The sequence below is a fragment of the Lewinella sp. 4G2 genome, assembly GCF_001625015.1.
Lineage (GTDB): Bacteria > Bacteroidota > Bacteroidia > Chitinophagales > Saprospiraceae > Neolewinella.
In genome coordinates this window covers 519,136-544,055 of sequence record NZ_LVWJ02000014.1, presented here as the reverse complement: position 1 = coordinate 544,055, position 24,920 = coordinate 519,136, and the positions used below count along the sequence as shown (strand labels likewise).

The following is a 24,920-nucleotide window of genomic DNA, read 5'->3' as shown; positions in this document are numbered from 1 at the left end:
CTACCCGACTACCCTACTACCCGACTAAAGACTAACAACGTTATCGTCACTAACGCGGTCAATCAACTTATTATACGGATCAATGCCCGCCTCCACCGGCTCCTCGTCCACCTCAATGGTGATGGTGTGTTCACCTGGCGTCAGCCAGCGCTTTTCTAGGTAGAGGGCGTTTTTGACCTCTAATCCGTCTTCGTTCGTCGTGTCCTCGCCGAAGACGCCGATCTCGATCAGGCTGCGCTCCGTGGGGCGGTCGATCTCTTCGCCTTCCCCGTCGTAGGTGATCTTGCGGGTGTCGACCTTAAGGGTGACGAGGTACTTTCCTTCCTCGCCTGGCTTCGGTTCGGAGGTAGCCTCGAGCGCCCGGTTTTCGTACAGGGTGATGCCCTCGAAGCTTTCCCGGAGGTAGTACTGGAGGCTATCCGGCACGGCGCGTTGGATGGCGGCGTACCAATCCAGCGAAGTGGGGAAGGGGGGCTCGTCCCGCTGGCCGAACTCGTCGAGGAAACGGGCGAAGCTGGCGTTGAGCTTGTCCTCCCCGACGTAATCCGCCAACGTGTACATGATCATGGCGCCCTTCCGGTACCAGACGTAGGACTGGTCGTCATTGTCCAGCAGCGTCTTTTCAAATTTGCTTTCTCCAGCGCGGGAGCTGAGGTAGCGGTCCAGCTCGTACTTGAGGAACTGAGGCATCGCAGCTTCGCCGTAGCGTTCCTTCATCACCATCAGGGAGCTGTACTCGGCCATCGTTTCCGAAAGCTGGTTGGCACCCCGCGTGGCGGAAGGCGTGATCTGGTGGCCCCACCACTGGTGCGCGACCTCGTGGGCCGTCACCGTAAAGGCGTAGTCCGTATCGTCGGGGTTGGAGAAGTCGGCCACCCAGCCGAAGGACTCGGCGTAAGGGACCGTATTCGGGAAGGACTGGGCGAAGCTGGCGTAACGGGGGAACTCCAGCAACCGTAGTTGGTCAAATTGGTAGGGAGAGAAGTTCTCCGTGTAGTAATCCAGTGACCGCTTCATCGCGTCCATGTACCGGTCCAGGTTGCGGTCGTGCTCCGGGTGGTGGAAGATCTGCAGTTTGATGGACTGCCCCGTGGGGGTGGCGTGCATTTCCTCCAGCACCTCGTAACGGGCCGAAGAGATGTTGAAGAAGTTCTGAATCTTCCCTTCGTTTTGGTACTCGAAGACGCGGCGGCCGTCCCGCTCGTACTCGCGGACGAGTTTTCCCGGCGCGATGGCAATCTGGTCGGGCGCGGTGCTGATGGTGGCGGTGAAGTCCACCAGGTAAGCGTTGGCGTCGAAGAGGAGGGTGGACTTGCCCTTGGCGTCGTCCGGAGCCGGCAGGCCGTAATCCCGGATCTCGAGGCCGCGCTTCCGGCGTTCCTGGTTGCTACCGATCTCGCTGCCCCCGGAGTAACCGAAGGAGGGGAAGAGGCCGGAGTTGAGGAAGGTGCCGTTCTCCACGATGGCACTCTGGTAGCCTTCGTTGGCGAAACCCTCGAAGTCCAGCCGGACGTCCAGGACCATTTCCGCCGAGTCACCGACGGCCAGGGGTCGGTCTAGACTGTAGATCATGAAGTTAACGGCCTCGTCGAATTTGACCAGCTCGGGTGCCTCTCCACCGAGGGTGAATTCGTTGATGTTGAATACTGTCTTATCGTACGAAAGGTCGAACACAATCGTATCGATGGGTGTCTCCCCGAAGTTGTGGACGGTGTAGGTCGCCCGGCCATCCGCGGCCCGGTCTTCGGGGAAGATGTCGACCTGGTAGTCTACCGTCGTGATCTTGGGTTGGTTAAGGGTTCGGTACCGGCGGTAGGTCCGCTCGTACCGTTCCTGCTCGTTCTGGGAGGTCTCAAAACCAACGTACTGGTTCTTGACGCTGACGTTGTTGAAGATGGTGAAGCCGGTCAAAGCAAAGAGCGCGACGGAAGCGCCGAGAACGGCCAGTGGTCGCCAGCCTACCCGTTGGCGGGCCAGTTGGAAGCGGCTTTTCCAGGCATCCTCCGTGCCCCGGGCGTAGAGCAACAGGGCACCGACGAGCAGCATGCCACCGAAGGCTAACCAGTAGAGATTAAAGGTGGTTACTCCACTAATGAAGTGACCAAACCCGTTCATGTCCGAAATGATGTACCCCGGGCGGCTACCGAACAGGATCATGTTGTAATCAATGTCGAGTAATCCAGGAATGAAGAGCACGGCGGCGTAGATTCCGATGGCGATCACGTGGCCTAGAAACTTCTTATTGACCAGGACGTGCACGACGAAGGCCAGCGACATCAGCACCAGGTACTGAGGGAAGGTGAGCAGGTAGAGGTCCGTGAAGTACTGTCCGAAGTCGTAGTTGAAGTAGCCCTCCACGGTCTGGTGGATGACCCCGATCACCCAGACCATCGTAGCGAGGAGGAAGGCGACGCCGGTCATCGTCAGCAGCTTACCGCCGAAGAGCGTCCAGTTCGGGATGGGTAAGGCATCGGCGATCTGGTTGAACTTGACCGTCCGGTCGCGGTGGACGACCTCACCGGTGTAGAACACCAGCATGATCATCACGAGCAGGATGTAAGTGCTGTTTTTGGCCTCGATCATGTAGTAGGTCACCGGTAGGGAGGGCGTCCCGTAGGTGGAGTTGCCCAGGTGGGCGTCCAGGTAAAGGAAGAGGATGGCCGCCGTGATGATGGCCAGGAAGTAAGGGTCACGCAGAATGGACTTGAACTCGATCCAGGACTGACTCAGCATCTGCCGGAAGTAGACCCCGTTGTTGAAGCTTTGTCGTACCGCCGGTGGAGGGCCCATTGCTGGAGTTCTCCCGTCCAATTTCTCCGCACCTGCGCGAGCGCCCAACTTGTCCCGCATTGTATCGGGAACAGCGCCCACGTCCACGATCTTCTTGGCCTTGGCGCCCCCGAGGAAGCGTTGGAAATCGAAGCGGAGGAGGGTGAAGACGAGGATGAGCGCCGAGAGCGCCAGGTAGAAAAGGCGGTTCAGCAGGAGGTTGCCGGTGATGGGCGCAATGAGTTCGTTTTGCTCGCCGGGCGTCCAGTACTTGGTGGCTTCGGACCAGGCCGCCAAACCGAAGGGATCAACGAGGGCGGCAACGAGGCCATTATCCAGGTCTTGCGTAAGCGTCTGGGATACGAGGTAACCGACGAAAAAGAGAATGCTACCGACGTAGCTGACGAAGATCTTGCGGGTGAGGGCCACCAGGCAGAAGAAGATCGTGCCGACAAACAGGAGGTTCGGCCAGAGGTAGAAAACGAGGCCATTCAGGTAGGCACCCCAGCGGTGCGGCCCGAAGCGTTCGGCCTCCTCCCAACCCAGGACCGGCCCCAACGAATACCCCACCACGAGCCCAACGACCAGCCCGAGACTGATGAGCATCAGCGTAAGGAAGGACCCCAGGAAACGACCCAGCAGGTATTCTTTTTCGCCGACCGGGTAGGAGAAGTAGTAGTTCTTGACGCCGTGTTCGATGTCCCGATAAACGGGCACGCCCATGACAGCCGAGGCGATGAGCGCCGAAAAGATGCTGAACACCATCATGAGGATGGTGATGTTGTAGGCGGAATTGGCGAAGGCTTTTTCGCTACTCACGAGCGCGTTGTTGGCCGCGAGCAAAAAGCCACCGAAGGCGAGGAGGCCAAAGTAGGCCCAGGTAGCGGGCCGGCCGATGCGGTAGCGCAGTTCGAATTTCAGAATGTTGAGCATTGCTGACTAGTCTAAAGATCCAGGAAGGGAAAAAGGAGAAGGGGGTGCTTAGGCGGGGACGGCGCCACCGGCGATGCGGGTGAAGTAGACGTCCTCCAGGTCGGCCTGCACGGCATCAAAAGTGGCGTCGGGCTGCGTATCGGCGTAGACGTGGATCTGCGTCCGGCCTCCCTTGAGGCGGGTAGAAATGACCTGCAATTCGGCTTCGTAGCGGTACAGATCCGCCTTGTCGATGAGCTTGCTCCAGATGCGGCCCTGCATTTCGTTGACGAGGGCGCCCGGCTGCCCGGTAGCGATCACCTGCCCGGCGCGGATGATGGCCATCTCGTTGCAGAGGTTGGTGACGTCCTCCACGATGTGGGTACTGAGGATAACGATGGTGTTCTCCCCGATTTCGCTAAGGAGGTTGTGGAAGCGGTTGCGTTCCGTCGGGTCCAGGCCGGCCGTCGGCTCGTCGACGATGATGAGTTGGGGGTTGCCGAGGAGGGCCTGGGCGATGCCGAAGCGTTGCTTCATGCCCCCGGAAAAGGTGCCGAGGTTGTTCTTCCGTTTATCGAGCAAGTTGACGCGCTCCAGCAGAAAGGCGACGGTTTCCTTCCGCTCCTTCCGGTTGGTGATGCCCTTAAGGGTAGCGACGTGATCGAGCATATTTTCCGCGGAGACCTTCGGGTAGACCCCGAACTCCTGCGGCAAATAACCGAGGACGCGGCGGATGGCGTCCTTGTCCTTCAGCACGTCGATGTCGCCCAGGGTGATGCTACCGGAGTCGGCTTCCTGCAGGGTAGCGATCGTCCGCATGAGGCTGGATTTGCCCGCGCCGTTGGGCCCGAGTAGCCCGAACATCCCCCGCGGGATCGTCAGGTTACAGTTGTTGATGGCGTGGACGCCGTTGGCGTAGGTCTTTTCTAAGTTGGTGATCTTGAGTTCCATGGGTGTGGCTTGTTGCGGAGCGAAGATCAAAAAAATTGGTGGGGTAAGTTTTTGGAATCGACGAAGGGGGAATTTTGGGGGATTAATGGTGGGGTAGCTCAAGCTTTTTACAGCTGGCTCGGCTGTGTTATTGGTTTCGCAAAGAAGTTTAAGGCGATAGAGAGGATTAAGAAGCTAGTATCATTCTTCTCTTTCGTCTTAATCATCTAATTCTTCTTTGCGAAATATGCGTGGACAGCAAACAACTCAAGGTGTGAATTTTAGCCCCGTTGCGTTATTAATTTCGCAGAGAAGTTTAAGGCGATAGAGAGGGGGAAGAAGTCAGTGTCATTCTTCTCTTTCGTCTTAACCATCTAATTCTTCTTTGCGAAATATGCGTGGGCAGTAAACAGCTCAAGACGTGAATTATAGCCCCGCTGCGTTATTGGTTTCGCAAAGAAGTTTAAGGCGATAGAGAGGGGAGAGAAACCATCATTCTTCTCTTTCGTCTTAACCATCTAATTCTTCTTTGTGAAATATGCGTGGACAGCAAACAACTCAAGGTGTGAATTTTAGCCCCGTTGCGTTATTAATTTCGCAGAGAAGTTTAAGGCGATAGAGAGGGGGAAGAAGTCAGTATCATTCTTCTCTTTCGTCTTAACCATCTAATTCTTCTTTGCGAAATATGCGTGGGCAGCTATCAGCTCAGGGTGTGAATTTTAGCTCCGCTGCGTTATTAGTTTCGCAGAGAAGTTTAAGGCGATAGAGAGGGGAGAGAAGTCGGTATCATTCTTCTCTTTCGTCTTAACCATCTAATTCTTCTTTGCGAAATATGCGTGGGCAGCTATCAGGCCATTTAGTGCTTAAATAGAGCAAAGCCCCAAAGCCATTACTCCCCCAACTAGCAACTAGCAACTGCCTACTAGAAACTACCAACTACTCCCGACTAGCAAACCAAGCCAACGTCCGGCACTCCCGAATCGCGTAAGCGTAGAACTCCGTATCCGCATAGTCATTCTTCAGCTGCCGAAAATAGCCAAAAGGCCGCTGCCCGCCGGGCCGCCCCCGGGCGTAATGCTGGTTGCGTTCCACCTTAGCGGCGTAATAAGTGGCCAGGGCCGCGGCTTCGCGGGTCGGCGCGCGGGTGAGGGCGCGTTCGAAGTAATAGCGGGCGCGGTCCATGTTGAAATTCTCCAGGTTGCCGAGGGGGGCGTTGGGGTGGGAAAAGACGTCCCCCGGTGGCGGGGATTTTGCCGCCCGGGCCGCGCTGGTGGAGGAGCGGAAGGCATCCCCAAAACTCCAGGCGTAACTGTAGTAGCTCAGGTTGTAATGGGCTAAGCCGATGTTGAAGAAATTGCGGGCCGCGAGGGTGTCGTTCTCCGTTTTGCGGGCCTCGTCCTCCAGGCTGAGGAGTTTTTCCAGCAGTTCAACCTTGTTGTAGGTCGCGTAGCTGGCGTCCGGGACGTAATTCACCCGGTCGTGAAACTGGCGGACGAAGGGTGCGTACCGGCCGTAAGCATCCCGCTGCGCCGCGGGGATCTTCTTGAACTGGCTCAGCGCGATCTCCCACTGCCCCCGCTGCAGGTAATATAGGCCGGTGAGGTGGTGGAGGTCGGCCACGGCGTTGTCGCCCACCCGTTCGGCGAGGAGGCCGCGGTCGAAGGAATTGCCGGAAAGGCTGTCCGTCATCTCCATCAGTTCTTGGATGAGGTCGAGCTGGGGGTGCTTCTCGATGGCGTCGAAACCGTACCGCAGCAGGGCGGCCTTCCCCGGTTGGCCGCGCCGGGCGTAGACGACCTCGAGTTTGTCGTTGACGAGGGGTTTGAGGTAGGGGTAGCGTTCGCGTAGGGACCGGTCCTTGAGCAGCGTATAGTAACGGCGTTCTACTTCGTCGTCCACGTAGTCGAGGGCGAGCAGGTCGCTCACTTCCTGGAGGATGGCCACCTGGGCCAGGATGCTGTCGTTCTCGCTTCGCTGCCGGAGCTGGGCGAAGGATTCGTTGGCGTAGTAATAATCTCCCCCCAGTATTTCGAGGGTGGCGCGGGCGAAGAGCCAGAGATCCGGCCGGGCCGTCTTCCCTTCGTCGACGAGGGTGTTGACGAAGCCCTGCAACTCCACTAAGCGCTTACCGGCTTCCGGGCGGGGGCGCCGGGCGTAGCGTTTGTTGCTGGCCTTGCGGGGGTTGAAGTCGAGGCCGAGCAGGTCGCGTTCCAGTTCCAGCAGTTCCCGCATCAGCAGAGGTTCGAGGGTGCGGGAGGCGGGTTCCAGCCGGTAGATGGCTTCCATTTCATGGACGAGGTGGGCTCGGCCATCCTGGGCGCGAAGGACGTGCAGCATCGCCCGTTCCCCGTCGTTGGCGCAGAGGAGTTGTGCGGCGCGCCACTCTTCGTCGGAGCGGATCCGGAAGCTCCGGTGGGCGCTCTCCCGGCAACTGACGCACTGCTCGAAAACGCGGCTAAAAAGGTAGGCGGAGGTCGGGTAATCCCCCAACGTCTGCAGCACGCCGGCGCGGTGGCCCTCGATCCAGTGGTAGAGCACGCTCGGGTCCGCGGCGATCTTGGGCATCAGGTAATCGTAGAGCTCCAACACGTACTGGTACTCCTTCAGGTAGTGGGCCAGGCGGATGAGCTGGTAGGCGTAGCGCAGCCGGACGTAGTGGCTCTCGGCCCCCTTAAAGTGGTCCAGCCCCTCATCGATCAGCGAGGTCATTTCCGCCTTGGCCGAGGCCTGGGTGGCAAAGGTCTTCTTCCGCCGCACGACGTAGGGCTCCACCCGCTTGGCGTAGTACAGGTACTGCGCCACCTCCGTGCACCGGTAGCTGACGAGGTGACGGGCGAAGGCGTTGTTGCGGTACTTATTCGGCAGGTCCGCCGGCTTCGCCTTGGGGTTGACGCTGAGGTCCATGATCCGCTTCAGCACCGGCGCGGTGTTCCCGTAGAGCAGCCCACGGATGTCGTCGATCTCCACCTGTTCGCAGTACCGCTCGTACCACTCGGTCAGGTTGTCGTGCTCGCGCAGGTTCTCGGCGAGTAGGGCGGGGTCGGCGTAGTCGGCGCGGAAGGCTTCGTAGAAGGGGTAGAGCTCGCTGTCGTAATCGAGCAGTTCCGGGTTAAGGAATTTGTAGCCGTAGTAGGGGGGTGGGGCGGGGCAGTCGGCGTAGGCGCCGCCACTGACGAGAACGAACAGGAAAAGAAGAAGCTGTTTGACCATTTGGGCGCTGGCGCGGGTGCGGAAAGATGGGCAAGATAGGGTGGGAGAGTTTGGGGGGTGGTATGGCTCCCTTTTGTTAAATGATGGAGGTAGTGCCACTATCGCCAATTGCGGAGGGAGCTGACGGCTATAACCAAATCGGGATCAGCCTGAATGGGACTGCCAATAGATACGCTCCAGCCTAACGTCAATCTATTCACTGTAGTCAGTCGTACGGTTTAATAACAATGGAATGCTAATTTTCCGATGGAAGCCAGGTGCCTGAAGCGGTTCTCAAATTTTTGAGCATGCTATAAATCGAGGCGATGCAGGGGATTGTTTTGACTAACGAATTCCTGTCAGTCCTTACTGAAGAAAAAATGTATTCCCGCTGTAGTCAGACCATTCAACTACGCCAAAATTCGCAAGGTACAGTACCTCCTTTGGCGGAGAGTCGAGCAGGAAAGGTGGGGAAGTGGTTCGAGTGGTGATTCGGAAACCTTCAGTTGTCATACCGTTATACGTAACGGTTTCGAGGTACATAACGTCAAATATATCGGATAAGGGAATTTCCGGCGCGTTGTCAGGGAAGATGGTGCGAGCAATCTCCGTCGATATACCACCCGTAGAGCTATAGTTGAAGGTGAGGCTTCTCTCGGGCAGCAAGACTACGTTGAGGTAATACTCTCTATCTGAATTGGGGCTACGAAACCAAAGCGTCTGGTACCTAATCTCACAATCTCGCGTGACTCCATCATCCAGGCAGTTAATGCCCCTAATATAATCAGAGAAACTGTAGGCTACACTGATCGAAGCGGAGGAAGTGAACGATATAGAATCGGTGTTTGCGACGTCAGGGTATGGGTGCCATTTAAGCATCGATCCGTCAATTTCAGCAAATGGCAAGCGCCCATCGTCGTCGTCTGAGCATGCACTAATCAGCATTAGCGATAGCCCTAAAAGAACTATCACTAATGGCGAACATATATGGCTAAATCTATTGATCATTCCCGGAGCATTCTGAAATTTGAATAATCGAAAAAATGTGGTCTACGTAATCTCCGGTTTCACCAATGGCTGCACCATAACCAAATACTTCATTGCCGAGATCTCGTTTAAGAAGATGGTGCGATTTGATTGAGGACCTTAGCCACTTCAGCAGCAGGCAAGTCTACAGGTAACAATTTCGATATTACGTTCTTGGATGCATATAACTGAAAACATTCGCCCAAAGCTCTACCGCGTAATAGCAGCGTACCAAAGCACCAAAGCACCAAAGTACCATCCCCCTACCCCTTCACCCTATCCTTATTAGCCGCCAAAAACCCTTCCCAACCTTTAAAACTCGTCCCGCCACCCAACGGCCCGCGCGTAGCGTAGTAATGGCAAAGCGCCGCCCCGAGCGCATCCGTGGCGTCGTTTTTAATGCGGCTGGTATCGAGGTCGAACTCGTTCTCTAGCATTTTAGCAACCTGCTCCTTACTGGCGTTACCGTTGCCGGCGATGGACTGCTTGATCTTCCGCGGCGCATATTCCGTCACCTGCACGTTGAGGTTCATCGCGGCGGCCATGCAGACGCCCTGGGCGCGGCCCAGCTTGAGCATGGATTGCGGGTTCTTCCCGAAGAAGGGGCTCTCGATGGCCATCGCCACGGGCGTGTGCGTCCCGATCACCTGCGTGAGCCGCCGGTGGATGAGGGCCAGCCGTTTAGCGTGGTCCTTAAACTGAGCGAGCTTGAGCGTCCCCAACTCCAAAATCCGCTTGGACCGTGGGTGGATCTCAATCACGGCAAAACCCAACTCGACCGTCCCCGGGTCAATGCCGAGGATGCGGTAGGGAGCGACGTCCGGTTTTTTCTTTTTTGCCATTGTTTTGAGGATAGATCACATCAGTAAGGTCGTGATAAACACCAAAGTAGTGCCTGCAGTAGGCTGAACACAAAAACACGAAAGGCACAAAAACCCAAAGGGCTAATGAAGGTTGGCGTCCAAAGCACCACCACGAAGTAGCAGCGGAGCTAAAGCACCAAAGCACCAAAGCACCAAAGCACCAAAGCACCAAAACTAATGCACCCAATGAAAGCCGAAATGCTTTACCTAAGAGTCATACTCCCATCCAAGCCCTTACGCGTTAAAAAAGAAGCTTTAAGCTCCGTCTGATAAAATTGAGCGAGTTTTACACGAAGAATTCACCACCAAGGTAGCCGCAATCTCCCCTAACCAACAAATAATTTGACGAAAGGGCCAAATAAAAGTTTTAGTTCCTCCTGGAAGTGGTGGGCCCTGCGCCTATTGGGAGTCGCTATTTTCGCCGCCTTCGTCTACCACTTATGGCGCTTGACGGCAACGCTGGATTGGTCCGTTTTCGCCGAAAACCTGATGCGGCCGGAGCGCCTCGTTTTCCTGTTGTTCGTCCTGGCCCTGATGCCCGTCAACTGGTGGCTGGAGGCCCGCAAGTGGCACCCGCTCATCAACGCTTTCCTGAATTACCCCTTCCGCCGGACGTGGCGGACGGTCATCGCCGGCGTCAGCCTCAGCGCGGCGACGCCCAACCGGATCGGGGAGATCGGCGGGCGGATGACGGTAGCTACCAAGGAGGAATGGCCGGCCGTCGTCGCCAGCTCCGTCCTCGGCAGTGCCTGCCAGTGGGTGGCCTTCCTGCTGATCGCCTGGCCGGGCCTGATGTGGACGGCCGGCGACCTCCTCCAGGGTAAGATCAGCTTCCCCGTGCAGTGGCTCTGGCCGCTCGGCCCGGCGCTGCTGGCCCTCGGTTTCTTCCTGGGTAAACCAGCCTTTTCCGGTCTCCTGCGTTATTTGAACGGTCGCTGGGGTTACGACACTACCCAACTGGATTACGGCCTGACCAAGGTTAAAAGCGGGTTAATGTACCGTGCCTGTGGCTACGCCTGCCTGCGTTTCGTCGTTTACTGTACGCAACTCTATTTACTGCTGCGGTTCTTCGGTTTGGCCCTGCCCCTACTGAAAACACTCGCCGGCATCAGTGGTATCTACCTCGTGCAGGCGGGTATCCCAATGCCCCCGGGCGCCAATTTGGTGACGCGGACGGAACTCGGCCTCTTACTCTGGGGGGATGCCCCGGATGTTGCGGCGGCTACGGTGCTGGCCTTTGCGACGCTGTTCGTCGTTAATGTTTTGTTGCCGGCGTTACCTGGGTACTGGTTGATCGTCGAAAGGAATGACAGTATTTAGTCTATAGTCTATAGTCTGTAGTCATCAGGGCCAGGCGGCTATTAGGTCTTCGTTTCCGACTTTTAAATGATTTTCCCATGTCTAAAATGCTATCCATCGCTGTTTTTTTGGCCCTTTTCCTGTTTGGAGGTGGGTCTTTGGCGTCCGCGACGGGCTATGGTTTTGGGCTCAATCCGGCGTTTTACTCTCCCACTTCCCCCGCACCCGCGCGAGCGCCCAACTGGCATCCGCCGATGAACGTGCAGGACGCTTGCGATACGGATAACGATACTTTTTTGGCCGGCGAAAAGATCACCTACAAGCTCTACTACAACTGGAATTTTGTGTGGCTGAGCGCGGGCGAGGTCGTCTTCCAGGTGAACGAACTGCCCGAATTTTACCACATCACGGTGACGGGCACGACCTACGAAAGCTACGAGTGGTTTTACAAGGTGCGCGACCGCTACGAGAGCTACATCGACAAGGAAACGCTGCTGCCGGCCATCCACATCAAGGACGTGCAGGAGGGCGGCTACCTGCGCTACGACCGCACGACTTTTGACCAGATCGACCACAAAGCCGTCAGCGCCCGCGGCCGGACGCGCGACGATTTGAAGAGCGAAACCATTGATTTTGACGGCTGCATGCACGACCTCATTTCCACCATGTACTGGGCGCGCAACCTGAAGTACGAGGACATGCAAGTCAACCAGGAAATCCCCATCAAGATCATGATGGACCGCAAGATCTACCCCCTCCAGGTCAAGTACCTCGGCGCGCGCAAGGGCACGGACGTGAAGGGCGTCGGCCAATTCAACACCCGCGAATTCAGCCCCCAACTCATTGCCGGCGACGTCTTCAAAGAAGGCGACGAAATGAAAATCTTCGTAACGGACGACCAGAACAAGATCCCCGTCCTCATCGAATCACCCGTGGTGGTGGGCAGCGTGAAGGCGGTGCTGCACAAGTATGAGGGTTTGATGTACCCCGTTACCGCGAAAGTTAAGTAGTGCGTTGGTGCTTTAGTATTTTGGGCTGCCGCTGCTCCAACGCGCGGTAGCCCAAAGCACCAAAGCACCAAAGCACCAAAATACCAAAGCACCCAACTATAAAATGAAAACCGCCCTAATCATCCTCCTCTCCTTTCTCCTGGGCGCCGCCGCCTTCTACGCTTTTGCGCTGCCGCAGGATGCCGAGATAAAGGACGAGGGGACGGTACTGTTGGAACAAGTCCGCAAAGTCAGTAAGTTAGTGACGGTGGAGGGCGACGTCAATGAATTGTTCAGCCGCACGCAGACGCGTAACGTAACGCTCTACCTCCCGCTACCGGCAAAGTTCAGTTTCGACAAACAAGCGTCGGTGGAAGTGACGGGCAAGATCCTCGTGGGCTACGACCTCCAAAAAATGGACGTGGCCATCGACGATGCCGCAAAGACCATCACCCTCAGCAACCTCCCCGAACCGGAGATCCTGGCCATCGACCACGACATCGTGTACCGCGACCTCAACGAAAGCTGGTTCAACGCCTTCACGGCCGAGGACTACTCCGCCCTCAACAAGGCCGCCAAGGACAAACTCCGCGCCGACGCCCTCCAGAGCCGCTTAATGGACGAGGCGAGGGCGCAAGGCGCGGCGGTGTTGGAGACGATCGCGTTTTTGGCTGGGGGGGCTGGGTATGTGGTGGTGTTGGATGCTGGGGCGGTTTCGCAGGAGAGGTAGAGATGGGGAGAAAGAGAGATTCCTGGCATGCGCCTGCGGCGATTTATTTCGCAGGAGTCGGGGAGGTTGGGGAGGCCTGCGGCGCTTATTAACTCGTGATTCCGGTAGGGATCACCATGATAGCCCGGGGTCAGAGAGGCGATGCCTCGAGAGACCCCGGGTTTTCGTTTCTATCTTGCACCCTCGCAACTCGCAACTCGAATCTCGCAACTCGAATCTCGCAACTCGAATCTCAAAAAATGTCCTCCCCAAAACTAGGCATCCTCGGCGGTGGCCAACTCGGTAAAATGCTGTGCCAGGCCGGCGCGGATTGGCACCTTCCCATCCACGTGCTCGACAAGAACGACGGCTTCCCCGCCGCGCCCTACGCTACCGTCTTCACGGAAGGTGACTTCCGCAACAAGGAAGACGCCCTGGCATTTGGCCGTGGCCTCGACGTTGTCACCATCGAGATCGAACACATCAATACGGATGCGCTGCGGGCGCTCGAAGCGGAGGGCGTCAAGGTTTACCCTCAATCCGATAAGGTGGACCTGATCAAGGACAAGGGACTGCAGAAACAATTCTACGCGGACCGCGACATCGCCACCACCCCCTTCACCCTCTACGATGATGCCGCGGGTGTGCGCCGGGCCGTGGAGAACGGCGACTGGTCCTTCCCCTTCGTCCAGAAATCTCGCACGGGTGGGTACGATGGGCAAGGCGTTGCCGTCTTCCGCAACCAGGAGGACCTGGACGGCAAGTTGATCGACGCCCCCTGCCTCGTGGAGGCCATGGCCGACATTGATAAGGAACTGGCCGTCATCGTCGCCCGCTCCCCCTCCGGAGAGATCTCCGTTTTCCCGACGGTAGAGATGGAGTTCCACCCCACGGCCAACCTCGTCGAATTCCTGATCTGCCCCGCCGCCATCGACGGAGACACCAACGCCCGCGCCGCCGCCCTGGCGCGCAAGGTCGTTGCCGAAATGGAGATCGTCGGCCTCCTCGCCGTCGAATTATTCCTCACGAAGGACGGGCAGATCCTCGTCAACGAAGTCGCGCCGCGGCCCCACAACTCCGGCCACCACACCATTGAGGCCTGCATGACGAGCCAGTACGAGCAACACCTACGCGCCATCCTCGACCTCCCCCTCGGCCCCACGGATCTCCTCCGCCCCGCCGCCATGATCAACCTCCTCGGCGCCGAAGGCCACACCGGTCCCGCGGTCTACGATGGCTGGGAAAAACTCCTCGCCATCCCCGAAGTCTACCCCCACCTCTACGGAAAGGAGGAGACCCGCCCCTTCCGTAAAATGGGCCACATCACGGCCCTCGGCGACACGGTGGCACAGGCGAAAGAACGGGCGGTGCGGGCGCGCGCGGCTTGTCGGGTGATTACAAAGTGAAACTCTCCTGAAGTATTGCTGGACGAGCATTTGTTCGCAGGAGCAATAGAGAAAGGGAGAACCAGAGGCCTGCGGCGCTTTGGTTTCGGACCTCTGGTCCGGATGAGAGTCTGGGCCCACGCAAATTTTTTCGCAGGAGCCGGAGAGGTTGGGGAGTAGGAGAGGCCTGCGGCGCTACAAGACTGCCCGCCCCGAAGGGCCGGCCTGCGTAGCGGTGGCACACTGTTAGGTGGCCCACTCTACTTTACCCCGGAGGGGTACACCTTGTAGCCCGGTGTTCGTCGAAGACGCGCTCCGGGTTTTCGTTTACGCCCCCGAGACTTCGGTTACGCTCCGGGTTTAGTTTGCGCCGCAGGCCTCCCCAACCTCCCCTACTCCTGCGAACTAAACATTGCGCAGCAATGCCAACCCTCCCCTCAACAATTTGTAGTATTTTCACCCTCCTGTTTGAAACCCTCCCCCCGTGCCCACCCCCGCCACCTCCAAGGCCGGTTTCCTCGATCAATCCCTCTCCCTCCTGCCGGGTGTCGGCCCCGCAAAGGTTAAGCTTCTCGGGGAGGAACTCCAGTTGTTCACCATCGGTGACCTCCTCCACGCCTACCCGTTTCGGTACGTGGACCGCACGAAGTTCCACCGCATCATCGACATCATCCCCAACGGCGAAGCCGTCCAGGTGAAGGGGACTTTGGTCACGCTCAATACCGTCGGCGAAGGGCGGGGTAAACGTATGACGGGGCGCATCCGCGATGCCTCCGGGGCGGCCCTCGAGCTCGTCTGGTTCCGCGGCCTCCACGTGCTCTCGCGCATGTACAAGACCGGCGAGGAATACATCGTCTACGGCAAGGTCGAGGAATTCAACCACCGCCTCAGCATCACCCACCCCGAGATGGAACTCGCCGCCCGCGCCGGCAATCTGGACCAGGCCACCTTCGAGCCCGTCTACGCCAGCACGGAAAAACTCAACAAGCGGGGGCTTGACACCAGGGGGCGGCGCAAGCTCATTCGCAACGTCTTCGACCGCTTGCAGCCCGCCGATTTGCAGGAAATTTTGCCGCTGCCGCTGGTGCAGGGTTTACGACTGATGGACCGGGCCCAGGCCCTGAGAAATCTCCATTTACCTCCGGACCAAGCCGCCCTGGACGGGGCCGTCCGCCGGATGAAATTTGAAGAACTCTTCCTGCTTCAGTTGCGACTGCTGCAGTTGAAACTTGTCCGGGAACACAAGATCGCCGGCTACACCTTCGGCAGTATCGGCCCCATTTTCCGGAAGTTCTACGACGAAAAGATCCCCTTCGAACTAACGGGTGCCCAGAAAAGGGTACTCAAAGAAATTAGGGCCGACCTCGGCCGCGGCGTCCAGATGAACCGCCTCCTCCAGGGCGACGTCGGCTCCGGCAAAACCATGGTCGGCCTCATGACGATGCTGATGGCCCTCGACAACGGCTTCCAGGCCTGCATGATGGCGCCCACCGAGATCCTGGCCTATCAGCACTACGAAGGCATCACCGAATACCTGGAGGGGATGGACCTGCGGGTAGCCTTCCTCTCCGGCAGCGTCAAGGGGAAAGCCCGCCGCGAACTCCTGGAACAACTCGCCGCGGGGGAGATCGACATCCTGCTCGGCACCCACGCCCTCATCGAGCCGACGGTCGTCTTCAAAAACCTGGGGATCGCCATCATCGACGAGCAGCACCGCTTCGGCGTCAAGCAACGGGCCAAACTCTGGGTGAAGAACAAGCCCTACCCACCTCACGTGCTGGTGATGACGGCCACACCCATCCCCCGCACCCTCGCCATGACGGCCTACGGTGACCTGGACGTCTCCGTCATCGACGAACTGCCCCCGGGCCGGACGCCGATCAAGACCGTCCACTTCACCGAGCACCGGCGAGAGCGCGTCTTTGGCCGCATCCGCGAAGAGATCGCCAAGGGCAGGCAGGCCTACGTCGTCTATCCCCTCATCGAAGAGAACGAAAAGCTCGACCTCCTGGCCCTCGAGGAAGCGTACGACGAAATGATCCAGCGCTTTGCGCCGCCGGATTACCAGATTAGCATCGTCCACGGTAAGATGAAGCCCGAGAACAAGGACTTCGAGATGCAGCGCTTCAAGAACGGGGAGACGCAGATCATGATGGCCACCACGGTGATCGAGGTTGGCGTCAACGTACCGAACGCCACCATCATGGTGATCGTCCACACCGAGCGGTTTGGCCTCAGCCAGCTCCACCAGTTGCGCGGCCGGGTGGGCCGGGGGGCGAAGGAATCCTTCTGCATCCTTCTCTCCAGCGTCAAACTGAGCAAGGAAAGCCGCACCCGCATCGAAACGATGGTCGGTACGACGGATGGCTTCAAGATCGCCGAGGCCGACCTCCGCCTCCGCGGCCCGGGCATGCTGGATGGTACCCAACAATCAGGCGTCCTCCAAATGCGCCTGGCCGATCTGGCCCAGGACGGGGTGATCCTCAACGTAGCCCGCGATAAAGCCAAGGAAATACTAGAGGCCGACCCCAAACTAGAACGGCCGGAACACCAGCGCCTGGCCGCTCATCTGGATCGGTACATGCGCGCGGTGAAGGGGTGGGGGAGGATTTCTTAGGAGTCGGATTTTAGAAGCTAGATTTTGGAAGTTAGACGGGGTCGCCATTACCCGTCCATCGTTATTCCCATCAGTAATCCCCCCAGCAAAAGAAAAAGCCGACCCCCAATCACAATGAGGGTCGGCTCCTGAAAAAGAGGTTGCAAAAACGAATATGTAAGGTCTTAGGTGTTTAGGTTGGTGTGCTTCCCGGTGATGTAACGAAGATAGTGACGCAAACTGCTTTGTGCAACTATTTGCTTACTTTATTGCTGATTGCATTGCTTTGTAATCAATGTGATTACGATCAAAACGTTTGGGCCCATCTTGCCATCCACGGTACCTTGCTAGCCCAAGTGATATCCAACATCAATAGTGGCCGTCCGTTAGAATGGTAAATTGCAACGATGCCCGACGAAACTCCCAAACCCTCCAGCTCCCGTAGCCTGATCTATCTGCTGATCCTGGCCATTGTCGTACTGGCCATCCTACAGTACACGGGGCAGGTCAATGTGGTGGGGAAATCCGAAACGGAACAGATCATCGACCGGCCGCACGACCCACGGTAAATCCCTTAGTAGTTAGCATCGGTCTATCCATCAACGGTACCTTTTGCCGCCATCCCCCATGGCATCGCACCTGCGGCAGCGCCCTAGTATAATGCTACGGTGAGGCAAAATCAATCGGTGTACGCCAAACAAAAAGTGCCTACGCAATTGCTCGCGTAGGCACTTTTTAAGTTTTATGGTCTGTTGGTTCCTAAAACCAACCGGCACCAAGCTCGCGGAAGGGCCAGGGGATGGAAGCTACGATGACGAGCAGGCCGAACAGGTAGAACGTACCGATCGTCTTCCAACCCTTATTCAACTCCGCCTGCTTCTTAGCGCGGATGTATCCGGCCGTAATCAAGGCAATGCCAAACAACATCCCTACAAGGTGCTCCACGGCGTAGAAACGGCTAACTGCATTTGACATGGTGTCACCATCAAACTTAAATTTTGGTGATAACCACAGGTACAGGACCAAACCCAGCAACAACTGGATGTGGGTAGAGATGAAGGCAAACAGCGCCAACGAATCCTTACCGGGGTAAACCGAACCACCACGCCGCTTGCTAGCCGCTTTGATGATGGCCGCAACGAGTAAAATGAGCACCACCCAGCGCAAGCCAGAGTGCGCGTGTTGGATGGCGGTGTAGAGAATATCCATGGGGCTGAAAGCTTAGACTACTTGATTAAAACTGCAAGGTAGCAAGAAGTGATCAGGAGCCGATCTTACTTCCCCCAATCCGTATGGAAGATACCCGTCTGGTCAATCCGCTCGTAGGTGTGGGAGCCGAAGTAATCCCGCTGGGCCTGCACCATGTTGAGGGGCAGCCGCGCCGAACGGAAGGACTCGTAGTAGTTAAAGGCGGAGGAGAGACACAGCGTCGGCACGCCCGCTTTCATGGCGGCGGTCAAAACGTCCACCGTACAGTCGCGGCAATCGAATAATTCGTCGCGGAATTCTGAGGTCGCCATCATGTTCTTCAGCCCGTCGCGCTTGCTGTAGGCCTTACGGATCTTTTCGAGGAGGGTAGCGCGGATGATACAGCCACCCCGCCAGATGCGAGCGATGCCTTCCAGGTCGAGGTTGTAATTCAGTTCCTCGCTGGCTTCGGCCAGCAGGTGCATCCCCTGCGCGTAGGTGATGATGAAAGCGGAGTAAAGTGCCTTTTCCACTGATTCAGCCAGTGCCTCACCGGTCAGGGTTTCTTCGGGGGTATGGACGTGCTCAAACATCTTCGACACATCCTGCCGGTACTCCCGGAAGGCAGAAATGCCCCGCATCGTAACGGCGGAATCGATAGTTGGGACGGGAACGCCGAGGTCCATCGCCGTCTGGCTTGTCCACTTACCGGTACCCTTTTGCTTGGCCTTGTCGAGGATGAGATCGAGCAAGTGCGTGTCCATCTTCTCGTCGCGCTGCTTGAGGATATCGGCGCTGATCTCCATGAGGAAGCTGTTGAGGCGGCCCTTGTTCCACTGGTCAAAGAGAGCGCTCATTTCGTCGTTACCCATGCCGCCGACGCGCTTGAGGATATCGTAAGCCTCCGCGATGAGTTGCATCAGGCCGTACTCGATGCCGTTGTGGACCATCTTCACGTAGTGGCCGGAGCTGGACTCCCCGATGTAGGTTACGCAGGGTTCTCCGTTCACCTTGGCGGCTACGGTTTCGAGGACGGACTTCACGTCTTCCCACGCAGATTTATCGCCACCGGGCATGATGCTGGGGCCACGGCGGGCACCCTCAGCGCCACCGGAAACGCCGGTACCGAGGAAGCGGATATTCTTGGTCTTCAGGTATTCGTAGCGGCGGTTCGTATCGTCGTAGTGGCTGTTACCACCGTCGATGATGATGTCGTCATCATCCAGCAGGGGTAGGAGGCCTTCGATGACCTTGTCCACGATCTTACCGGCCGGTACGAGCAGCATGATCTTGCGCGGTTTACTCAGCAACTCCACGAATTCTTTCTGGGTGTGGACGCCCTTCACGTTCATGCCTTCGCCCTCTTCGTTGAGTGCCTTGACGCTGTCTTCATTAATGTCGGTGCCCAGGGCGGCGAAGCCGTCGTCGGCGACGTTGAGGAGAAAATTGCGGCCCATTACGCCGAGGCCAATCATACCGAAATCGTAAAGCTGGTGGTTCATAGTCGTAGTTCGTTTATTTATTACCTAAAGGTAGGGAAAAGGGGGAGGTTCAGTTTACGCGCCAATCGCCCAAAGTCCGGCGGCAAACCAGGGGAGCTACTCAAACCGGTACCACATCAGAATACCGCCGAACGCGGTGATGAGGGCCATCAGCACGGTCGTCATCTTAATACTCAGCTGCAGGTAGCGACTGAAGTCGCGGATCGGCTGTTCCTGGCCGGGGTAGTTGGGTACGATCTCATCCTCCACCCGCGCCGTGCTGAAGATCTGGGCCGGGGTAAAGTCCACCCGCCCCTGCACCAGCAATCGGTATGCCCGTAGCACCTTCGCCCGGAAGTAAATATTCACCGCCAGCATGGCAACGAAAAGCAGGCAGACGATCGTAAGCAACAGGGTTTGCATCGGGAGGGGAGATCAGTGGACGATGAATCTGGTAAACGCACGGCCGGCCGAAGTGGCGTAAACCGCGAAGTAAATTCCCGGCGGAAGATCCGTCAGGTCCAGGCGCAAAGTTGCCTCAGCGGCGACTGGGTGGGGGAGGGTAAGGATCGGTCTTCCGTCCACACTCAATAATTGCAAGAAGCCTGGTTCACCGGCTCTTAGCCCTGTTAGCCGTAGGGTGGCCTGGCCGTCAGTTACCGGGTTGGGATACACTTTCAGACGGGCAAAATTGGCATTGCCGGGCTCGCTTCCCGTCGAAACGGGGTCCTTGATCCGGTTGATCCGGACGAAGTTGACGGACCTCACCGCGCAGCCGTCCGACCTCAATTCTGCGGTCAATTCGGTGCCGGGTTCGGCCCCCGGGTCCGCCGCGTAGGCTATGCCCCACACCCGGCAGGCACCTGCGTCAGCGCCCAGAAAATTCAGGCTGTCTACGTTGTCAAAGACGGATAAAATCAGGTTGTTCGTGTCCGTCACCACCAGTTGTTGGGGCAGGCGGGGGTTGTTGCTGAGGTCGAAAAACACGGTGCTTTCGGTGGCCGATTCCACGTTTACGGTGATCGTATCGTCACCCGCCCGGGTAGCGAGTTGCCCCTCCTCCGGCGTATCCATCACGATGGTCACGAAGTTATTCGACAGGGCGAAACAGCCGTCCGAAAGCGGCCTGAGCGTGATCGGGAAACCGGGGACAACGGCGAGATTGCCCGTGTAGCTGATGGCATATACCCGCAGCTCTTCGAGATTCACCGGCCCGAAATCGAAACGGTTGCTATCCAAAATTTCGATCACCACCGGCTCGTCCGTCGCCGTCGTGATGGCGTAGAAATAGTTGCTGTCCTGCCGCGGGCTGGTGGAGGTAAATATGACCGTTTGGTCGAGCTCCAGGCCCGGGCAAAAGGCAACAATCTCCCCTCCGTTGCCGGCGATCATTCCGCCGTCCACGTCATTGCCAGCCGCCCGTGCCACCCCACCTGCGCAGAGTATCAGCAAACACATCAGCAGAACACGGTAGTGGAACATAAGCCCAAAGATAAGTCCGTGCTTCGCCCCGTGACGCGCGATCAAGGGGCGCTGCCGCGGGTGCCAGGGAGGAGGGCAAGCAGGGCAGGACCGGGCCGCCAAACAAAGTATTCGCATAAAATGACGAAATTACCGTTACTAATGCGCCCCAACTCCCCACAAACGGCCCCGGCCGGCGTTGGAAGAACGGACGACCTTTTTCGCACCGGACATGATCCCCTCCGAGCCTGATGCGCCTGCTACTGACACTAATTTCGTTGTTGATCGGTACCGCTTCCCTCCCCGCCCAAACGCTGGAAGTGGACGATTCCTTCGACGCCGAAACCCTCGTGCGCGACGTGTTCACCTCCGGCTCCTGCGAAACGATCACCAACATCAAGCAGATCGGCGAGAGCGAAGGCGCCCTCGGTTTCTTTAAGGGCGGCCTCTCCAGCGTGGGCTTCGACGAAGGGATCATCCTCTCCACCGGGAAGGCCAAACTGGCCGTCGGCCCCAATAATTATACGAGTACCGGCTTCCGTTTCGACGAGACCTTTACCTCGGATCAGGACCTGAACGTTGCCTCTACGGGCGACGTCTACGACCGGGCCGGCATCGAATTCGATTTCGTGCCCCTGACGCCGGAAGTCACCTTCCGCTACGTATTCGCTTCCGAGGAATACTGCGAATTCGTGGGCCAGAATTTCAACGACATTTTTGGCTTCTTCATCAGTGGGCCGGGCATCCGGGGGCCGTTCTCGAACCGGGCGATCAACCTGGCGCTGGTGCCGGGGACGGACCAGGCCGTATCCATCAACAACGTCAACTTCCGGTCGAACTCCCAATACTACCTTGATAATGAGTTCCCCGACATCCGGGAAAGCAACCGGTGCCGGGGCGGTACGGGCCGTGGCCCCCGCTTCGAATTGATTGAATACGACGGGCAGACGACCGTGCTCGAAGCGACCGTCCGCCTGCGGGTATGCCAGACCTACCACATCCGCCTCGTCGTTGCTGATATTACGGATAACCAATTCGATTCCGCCGTCTTCCTCGAAGCGGGCAGCTTCAACCTCGGTGGCAGTGTGAGTTTGGAGGACGACGTGGCGGGCGATGAGCCACCGGTCGTTTACGAAGGTTGCTCTCCCGTAAACTTCCGCGTACAGCGGGGACCGGATAGTAACCCTAATTCACCCCAGACCGTGAATTACCGGATCGGCCGCAACTCGACGGCTACCCGCGGTCGGGATTTTGCTTCCGGAAACGGCACCGTCGTCATCCCCGCGGGGGAGGACTTTGCCCTCGTACCCGTCACGGCCTTCGCCGATAACGTCAACGAAGGGACGGAGAACATCTGGTTCTACCTCGACGTACCCTGCGCCTGTTTTACGGACTCCATCCAATTCCTCATCAAGGAGCCGGAACCACTGGACCTGGGTTTGGAAGAAGCCTTTTACTGCCCCGGCGAAACCGCCCGGTTGGACGCCCTCGTGGAGGGTGGCGTGCCGCCCTTCCGCTACAATTGGAGCTTCGGCTCGGCGGAAGCTAACCCGGAGCTCGCCAGTCCGCTGCCGGCCGAGATCGCCGTGACGGTATCCGACAACTGCGGGCAAACTCAGCGTAAGACCGTAAATACCTTCCGCAGCGAGCCACCGCGGTTGGCTGCGGAGGCCCAGGACTTCCGGGGCTGCGCCGACGGCACCGTACTCGGCGATTTCTTCCTGACCGGGCAGGGGCCATTCACGGTGACCTATTCCGTAAGTGGTGGCGGATTGGAAACGCAGGTCTTTGCGGAGGATTCCCTCCAAACCTGGTCCTTCCCCCGCGGCGGCGACTACCGGCTGACGCGCATTCAGGACCAAGCCTGTACGAGCCGGCTCGATACGGCCTTCAAAGTAAGCTTCCTGGCGCCCTTCCTGAGCCCACGGACGACCAACCCGAGCTGCGCCGGCCTGACGGATGGCACGGTAGAACTGACCCACGTACCGACGACGGCTCCCTACACCTATACCTTCAACGGGCAGGATACCACGCAACTCTCCTACGACGATTTACCTGCCGGCACCTACCGCGTCGGCGTAACGGATTCGTTGGGGTGTACCGACGAGCGCGACGTGGAATTGATGAACCCCGACCCCGTGCTGCTGCCGGAGATCAACTGTGAAAATATCCGGCGGGCGCCGTTGCGACCCTCGGCCCAAGGGGGATTACCTCCCTACTCGTACAGCGTGAACGGTACGAATTACTTCGACGAAACAGGCTTTGACCGCCTGCGGCCGGGTGAGTTCTATCAGTTGTACGTCCGGGACGCAGCGGGTTGCGTGGTGACGGACCCTTCCTTCTTTTGGCCGCAGGCTGCCCCGCGCATGGCTCGCCTGCCGACACTCGTCCCCCAGGAACTGGCGGGGACTGCCCGTATTGCGGTGGATTACTTCGTCCCCGATGAGCAGATCTTTTCCTATAGTTGGTCGCCACCCGAGCTATTTGATTGCCCGGATTGCCCGGAGACCAACGTGATGGCGCCGGAAACCCAATCCATCAGCTTGGCCGTTGAGGACATTTATGGCTGCCGGGATAGCCTCGTGACCCAGGTAGCCATCGATGGTCGAGTACCGGTCTTCGTCCCCAATATCTTCTCTCCCAACAATGACGGGATGAATGACTTCGTCAGCGTATTCGCCAACCCCCAGCAGGTGGCGGAGATTGAATCCTTCCGCATCTTCAACCGCTGGGGTGCCCTGCTCTGGGAGGATGGCGGCTACCTCCCCAACCGGGCCGGCCGGGGGTGGGATGGCACCTTTAATGGCCAGGCCGTTACGAGCGGTGCCTTTATTTGGTCGGTAACCTTCCGCCTCCGAACGGGAGAGGTTCAGTCAGCTTCTGGCTCGGTGGTATTGATGCGGTAGAAAGGTCCGTAGCTGATCTTTATCCAATCAAAGCCGGTTATCTTCGCGTCATGGATTTTCTCTTCACGGCATTGTTCATCTACCTGGCGTACCGCGGTTATACGTGGTACCAGAACGTCCAGGCTCAGGTAAAGGGCGCCCCCCGCCCCCCTGAGGTGGATGTGAATACGGACTTTCACGATCCCCGCCAGCCCCAACCCGGCGACGAGGATGATTACATCGATTATGAGGAGATCAAGGATGAGCACTAGCCTGTAAAGAATGGTGTCCACCGGTACGGATCATTGCTTCCCACTACCATCCGGGCGCTGCGTGCGGCCCCAAAACCATCAACTATGAACCGCTTCCCCGGCCGTATCAGCGACTGGATGATCCACAAGGACAACCAGGTGATCGTCTTCAACAAACCGGCCGGCCTTGCCGTACAGCCCGATAAGACGGGAGACCCAAGCCTGCTGGGGATGGGCGCTGCTTACGTGCGCCACAATCTTTACCTTATTCACCGGCTCGATCGTCCGGTCTCCGGGGTAGTGGTGCTAGGCCAGAAGCCCTCCGCCCAGACGTCCCTCACCAAGCAGTTGCAAAAGGGCACCATGGATAAGACCTACCTCGCCATTGTCGGGGAGCGCCCCACGGAGGATAGCGGTGAGCTCGTGCACCACCTCTCCAACGCTCCGGGTAACCGATCTGCGGTGAGTGACGAGCCCAGCGAAAACTCCCGCGAGGCCCGCCTCCATTACAAGTACCTGGGCTCCAGCGACCGCTACCACCTTTTGCGCATTAACCTGAAGACGGGCCGCAAACACCAGATCCGCGCCCAACTCGCCGCCATCGGCTGCCCGATCCGGGGGGATAAAAAGTACGGCTTCAAGCGTAGCAACGAGGGGGGCACGATTGATTTGCATAGCTACCGCGTGGGGTATGACCATCCCGTCACCGGGGAACGGGTGTTGCACACGGCGCCGGTTCCGGAGGGGGAGGTTTGGGAGGCTTTTGCTGGGGTTGTTTAGGAGCTTTTTATTTGCGGGATTGTTTGGTTATGGTTTTTATAGGGTGGGCCATGGAATATGTGGGGTGTGCGATGGCGTTTTCGGGTGGGCCACGATTCGTTTGTGTGGAATGGGCCACGCCGTTTGTAGAGTGGGCCACCTGACAATGTGCCACCGCTACGTAGGCCGGCCCTTCGGGACGGGGATGGTTTGTAAAATCTTTTTTCC

The 24,920-nt window shown here is 58.0% G+C and carries 18 protein-coding genes; 9 read left to right on the top strand and 9 right to left on the bottom strand.

Translation table 11 applies throughout. The annotated features are described in order from the left end of the window. Positions 1–24: 24 nt before the first annotated feature. The 5 genes from A3850_RS03705 to ruvC all read right to left on the bottom strand — a co-directional run bounded on the left by A3850_RS03705 (position 25) and on the right by ruvC (position 9,668). Positions 25–3,702: a M1 family aminopeptidase gene (locus A3850_RS03705; protein ID WP_068214320.1), complete on the bottom strand. Its 3,678-nt coding sequence runs from the start codon at positions 3,700–3,702 to the stop codon at positions 25–27. Between the two features lie 48 nt (positions 3,703–3,750). Then, positions 3,751–4,632 (bottom strand): ABC transporter ATP-binding protein, encoded by an 882-nt coding sequence (locus A3850_RS03700; protein ID WP_068214318.1) that lies wholly within the window; start codon positions 4,630–4,632, stop codon positions 3,751–3,753. 915 nt (positions 4,633–5,547) lie between these two features. Further along, positions 5,548–7,821, bottom strand: a complete 2,274-nt coding sequence (locus tag A3850_RS03690; RefSeq protein WP_068214314.1) for a hypothetical protein — start codon at positions 7,819–7,821, stop codon at positions 5,548–5,550. Between the two features lie 345 nt (positions 7,822–8,166). Continuing rightward, entirely contained in the window at positions 8,167–8,466 is a 300-nt protein-coding gene (locus A3850_RS20085) for a hypothetical protein (protein ID WP_157500864.1), read from the bottom strand. Positions 8,467–9,089: 623 nt separating this feature from the next. Next, the gene (gene ruvC / locus A3850_RS03680; RefSeq protein ID WP_068214310.1) at positions 9,090–9,668 is read right to left on the bottom strand and encodes a crossover junction endodeoxyribonuclease RuvC; all 579 of its coding nucleotides are present in this window, start codon (positions 9,666–9,668) and stop codon (positions 9,090–9,092) included. A 363-nt stretch (positions 9,669–10,031) separates the two neighbouring features. On the opposite strand from ruvC, the gene A3850_RS03675 reads away from it, so the two are divergent. The 6 genes from A3850_RS03675 to A3850_RS20080 all read left to right on the top strand — a co-directional run bounded on the left by A3850_RS03675 (position 10,032) and on the right by A3850_RS20080 (position 17,236). Then, entirely contained in the window at positions 10,032–11,009 is a 978-nt protein-coding gene (locus A3850_RS03675; protein WP_157500862.1) for a lysylphosphatidylglycerol synthase domain-containing protein, read from the top strand. Between the two features lie 77 nt (positions 11,010–11,086). Beyond that, the gene (locus A3850_RS03670) at positions 11,087–11,998 is read left to right on the top strand and encodes a DUF3108 domain-containing protein (protein ID WP_076639919.1); all 912 of its coding nucleotides are present in this window, start codon (positions 11,087–11,089) and stop codon (positions 11,996–11,998) included. A 103-nt stretch (positions 11,999–12,101) separates the two neighbouring features. Then, positions 12,102–12,707 (top strand): DUF4230 domain-containing protein, encoded by a 606-nt coding sequence (locus A3850_RS03665; RefSeq protein ID WP_068214304.1) that lies wholly within the window; start codon positions 12,102–12,104, stop codon positions 12,705–12,707. A gap of 239 nt (positions 12,708–12,946) precedes the next feature. Then, a complete protein-coding gene (locus A3850_RS03660; protein ID WP_068214302.1) occupies positions 12,947–14,092 on the top strand; it encodes a 5-(carboxyamino)imidazole ribonucleotide synthase in 1,146 nt (381 codons plus the stop codon). Positions 14,093–14,555: 463 nt separating this feature from the next. Further along, the gene (gene recG, locus A3850_RS03655; protein ID WP_068214300.1) at positions 14,556–16,688 is read left to right on the top strand and encodes an ATP-dependent DNA helicase RecG; all 2,133 of its coding nucleotides are present in this window, start codon (positions 14,556–14,558) and stop codon (positions 16,686–16,688) included. Positions 16,689–17,074: 386 nt separating this feature from the next. After that, positions 17,075–17,236: a hypothetical protein gene (locus A3850_RS20080; protein ID WP_157500860.1), complete on the top strand. Its 162-nt coding sequence runs from the start codon at positions 17,075–17,077 to the stop codon at positions 17,234–17,236. A 190-nt stretch (positions 17,237–17,426) separates the two neighbouring features. On the opposite strand, the gene A3850_RS03650 is transcribed toward A3850_RS20080, so the two are convergent. The 4 genes from A3850_RS03650 to A3850_RS03635 all read right to left on the bottom strand — a co-directional run bounded on the left by A3850_RS03650 (position 17,427) and on the right by A3850_RS03635 (position 20,818). Next, the gene (locus A3850_RS03650) at positions 17,427–17,876 is read right to left on the bottom strand and encodes a cytochrome B (protein WP_068214298.1); all 450 of its coding nucleotides are present in this window, start codon (positions 17,874–17,876) and stop codon (positions 17,427–17,429) included. 65 nt (positions 17,877–17,941) lie between these two features. Next, entirely contained in the window at positions 17,942–19,357 is a 1,416-nt protein-coding gene (gndA, locus tag A3850_RS03645; RefSeq protein WP_068214296.1) for an NADP-dependent phosphogluconate dehydrogenase, read from the bottom strand. A gap of 96 nt (positions 19,358–19,453) precedes the next feature. Beyond that, on the bottom strand, positions 19,454–19,759 hold the full coding sequence (locus tag A3850_RS03640) for a hypothetical protein (protein ID WP_068214294.1): 306 nt from the start codon (positions 19,757–19,759) through the stop codon (positions 19,454–19,456). A 12-nt stretch (positions 19,760–19,771) separates the two neighbouring features. Next, complete coding sequence (locus A3850_RS03635; protein ID WP_068214292.1) at positions 19,772–20,818, bottom strand: T9SS type A sorting domain-containing protein; 1,047 nt, start codon at positions 20,816–20,818, stop codon at positions 19,772–19,774. Positions 20,819–21,048: 230 nt separating this feature from the next. Between A3850_RS03635 and A3850_RS03630 the strand changes: the two genes are divergently transcribed. The 3 genes from A3850_RS03630 to A3850_RS03620 all read left to right on the top strand — a co-directional run bounded on the left by A3850_RS03630 (position 21,049) and on the right by A3850_RS03620 (position 24,713). After that, positions 21,049–23,703 (top strand): choice-of-anchor L domain-containing protein, encoded by a 2,655-nt coding sequence (locus A3850_RS03630; protein ID WP_082921598.1) that lies wholly within the window; start codon positions 21,049–21,051, stop codon positions 23,701–23,703. Positions 23,704–23,753: 50 nt separating this feature from the next. Then, the gene (locus A3850_RS03625) at positions 23,754–23,954 is read left to right on the top strand and encodes a hypothetical protein (RefSeq protein ID WP_068214288.1); all 201 of its coding nucleotides are present in this window, start codon (positions 23,754–23,756) and stop codon (positions 23,952–23,954) included. 84 nt (positions 23,955–24,038) lie between these two features. Next, positions 24,039–24,713, top strand: a complete 675-nt coding sequence (locus A3850_RS03620) for an RluA family pseudouridine synthase (protein WP_197493980.1) — start codon at positions 24,039–24,041, stop codon at positions 24,711–24,713. Positions 24,714–24,920 lie beyond the last annotated feature (207 nt).

Bases quoted from the DNA above. Each gene is read 5' to 3' on its own strand.
- A3850_RS03705 (WP_068214320.1), bottom strand. From the start codon at position 3,702: ATGCTCAACATTCTGAAATTCGAACTGCGCTACCGCATCGGCCGGCCC.
- A3850_RS03700 (WP_068214318.1), bottom strand. From the start codon at position 4,632: ATGGAACTCAAGATCACCAACTTAGAAAAGACCTACGCCAACGGCGTC.
- A3850_RS03690 (WP_068214314.1), bottom strand. From the start codon at position 7,821: ATGGTCAAACAGCTTCTTCTTTTCCTGTTCGTTCTCGTCAGTGGCGGC.
- ruvC (WP_068214310.1), bottom strand. From the start codon at position 9,668: ATGGCAAAAAAGAAAAAACCGGACGTCGCTCCCTACCGCATCCTCGGC.
- A3850_RS03670 (WP_076639919.1), top strand. From the start codon at position 11,087: ATGTCTAAAATGCTATCCATCGCTGTTTTTTTGGCCCTTTTCCTGTTT.
- A3850_RS03665 (WP_068214304.1), top strand. From the start codon at position 12,102: ATGAAAACCGCCCTAATCATCCTCCTCTCCTTTCTCCTGGGCGCCGCC.
- A3850_RS03660 (WP_068214302.1), top strand. From the start codon at position 12,947: ATGTCCTCCCCAAAACTAGGCATCCTCGGCGGTGGCCAACTCGGTAAA.
- A3850_RS20080 (WP_157500860.1), top strand. From the start codon at position 17,075: ATGCCCGACGAAACTCCCAAACCCTCCAGCTCCCGTAGCCTGATCTAT.
- A3850_RS03650 (WP_068214298.1), bottom strand. From the start codon at position 17,876: ATGGATATTCTCTACACCGCCATCCAACACGCGCACTCTGGCTTGCGC.
- gndA (WP_068214296.1), bottom strand. From the start codon at position 19,357: ATGAACCACCAGCTTTACGATTTCGGTATGATTGGCCTCGGCGTAATG.
- A3850_RS03640 (WP_068214294.1), bottom strand. From the start codon at position 19,759: ATGCAAACCCTGTTGCTTACGATCGTCTGCCTGCTTTTCGTTGCCATG.
- A3850_RS03635 (WP_068214292.1), bottom strand. From the start codon at position 20,818: ATGTTCCACTACCGTGTTCTGCTGATGTGTTTGCTGATACTCTGCGCA.
- A3850_RS03630 (WP_082921598.1), top strand. From the start codon at position 21,049: ATGCGCCTGCTACTGACACTAATTTCGTTGTTGATCGGTACCGCTTCC.
- A3850_RS03625 (WP_068214288.1), top strand. From the start codon at position 23,754: ATGGATTTTCTCTTCACGGCATTGTTCATCTACCTGGCGTACCGCGGT.
- A3850_RS03620 (WP_197493980.1), top strand. From the start codon at position 24,039: ATGAACCGCTTCCCCGGCCGTATCAGCGACTGGATGATCCACAAGGAC.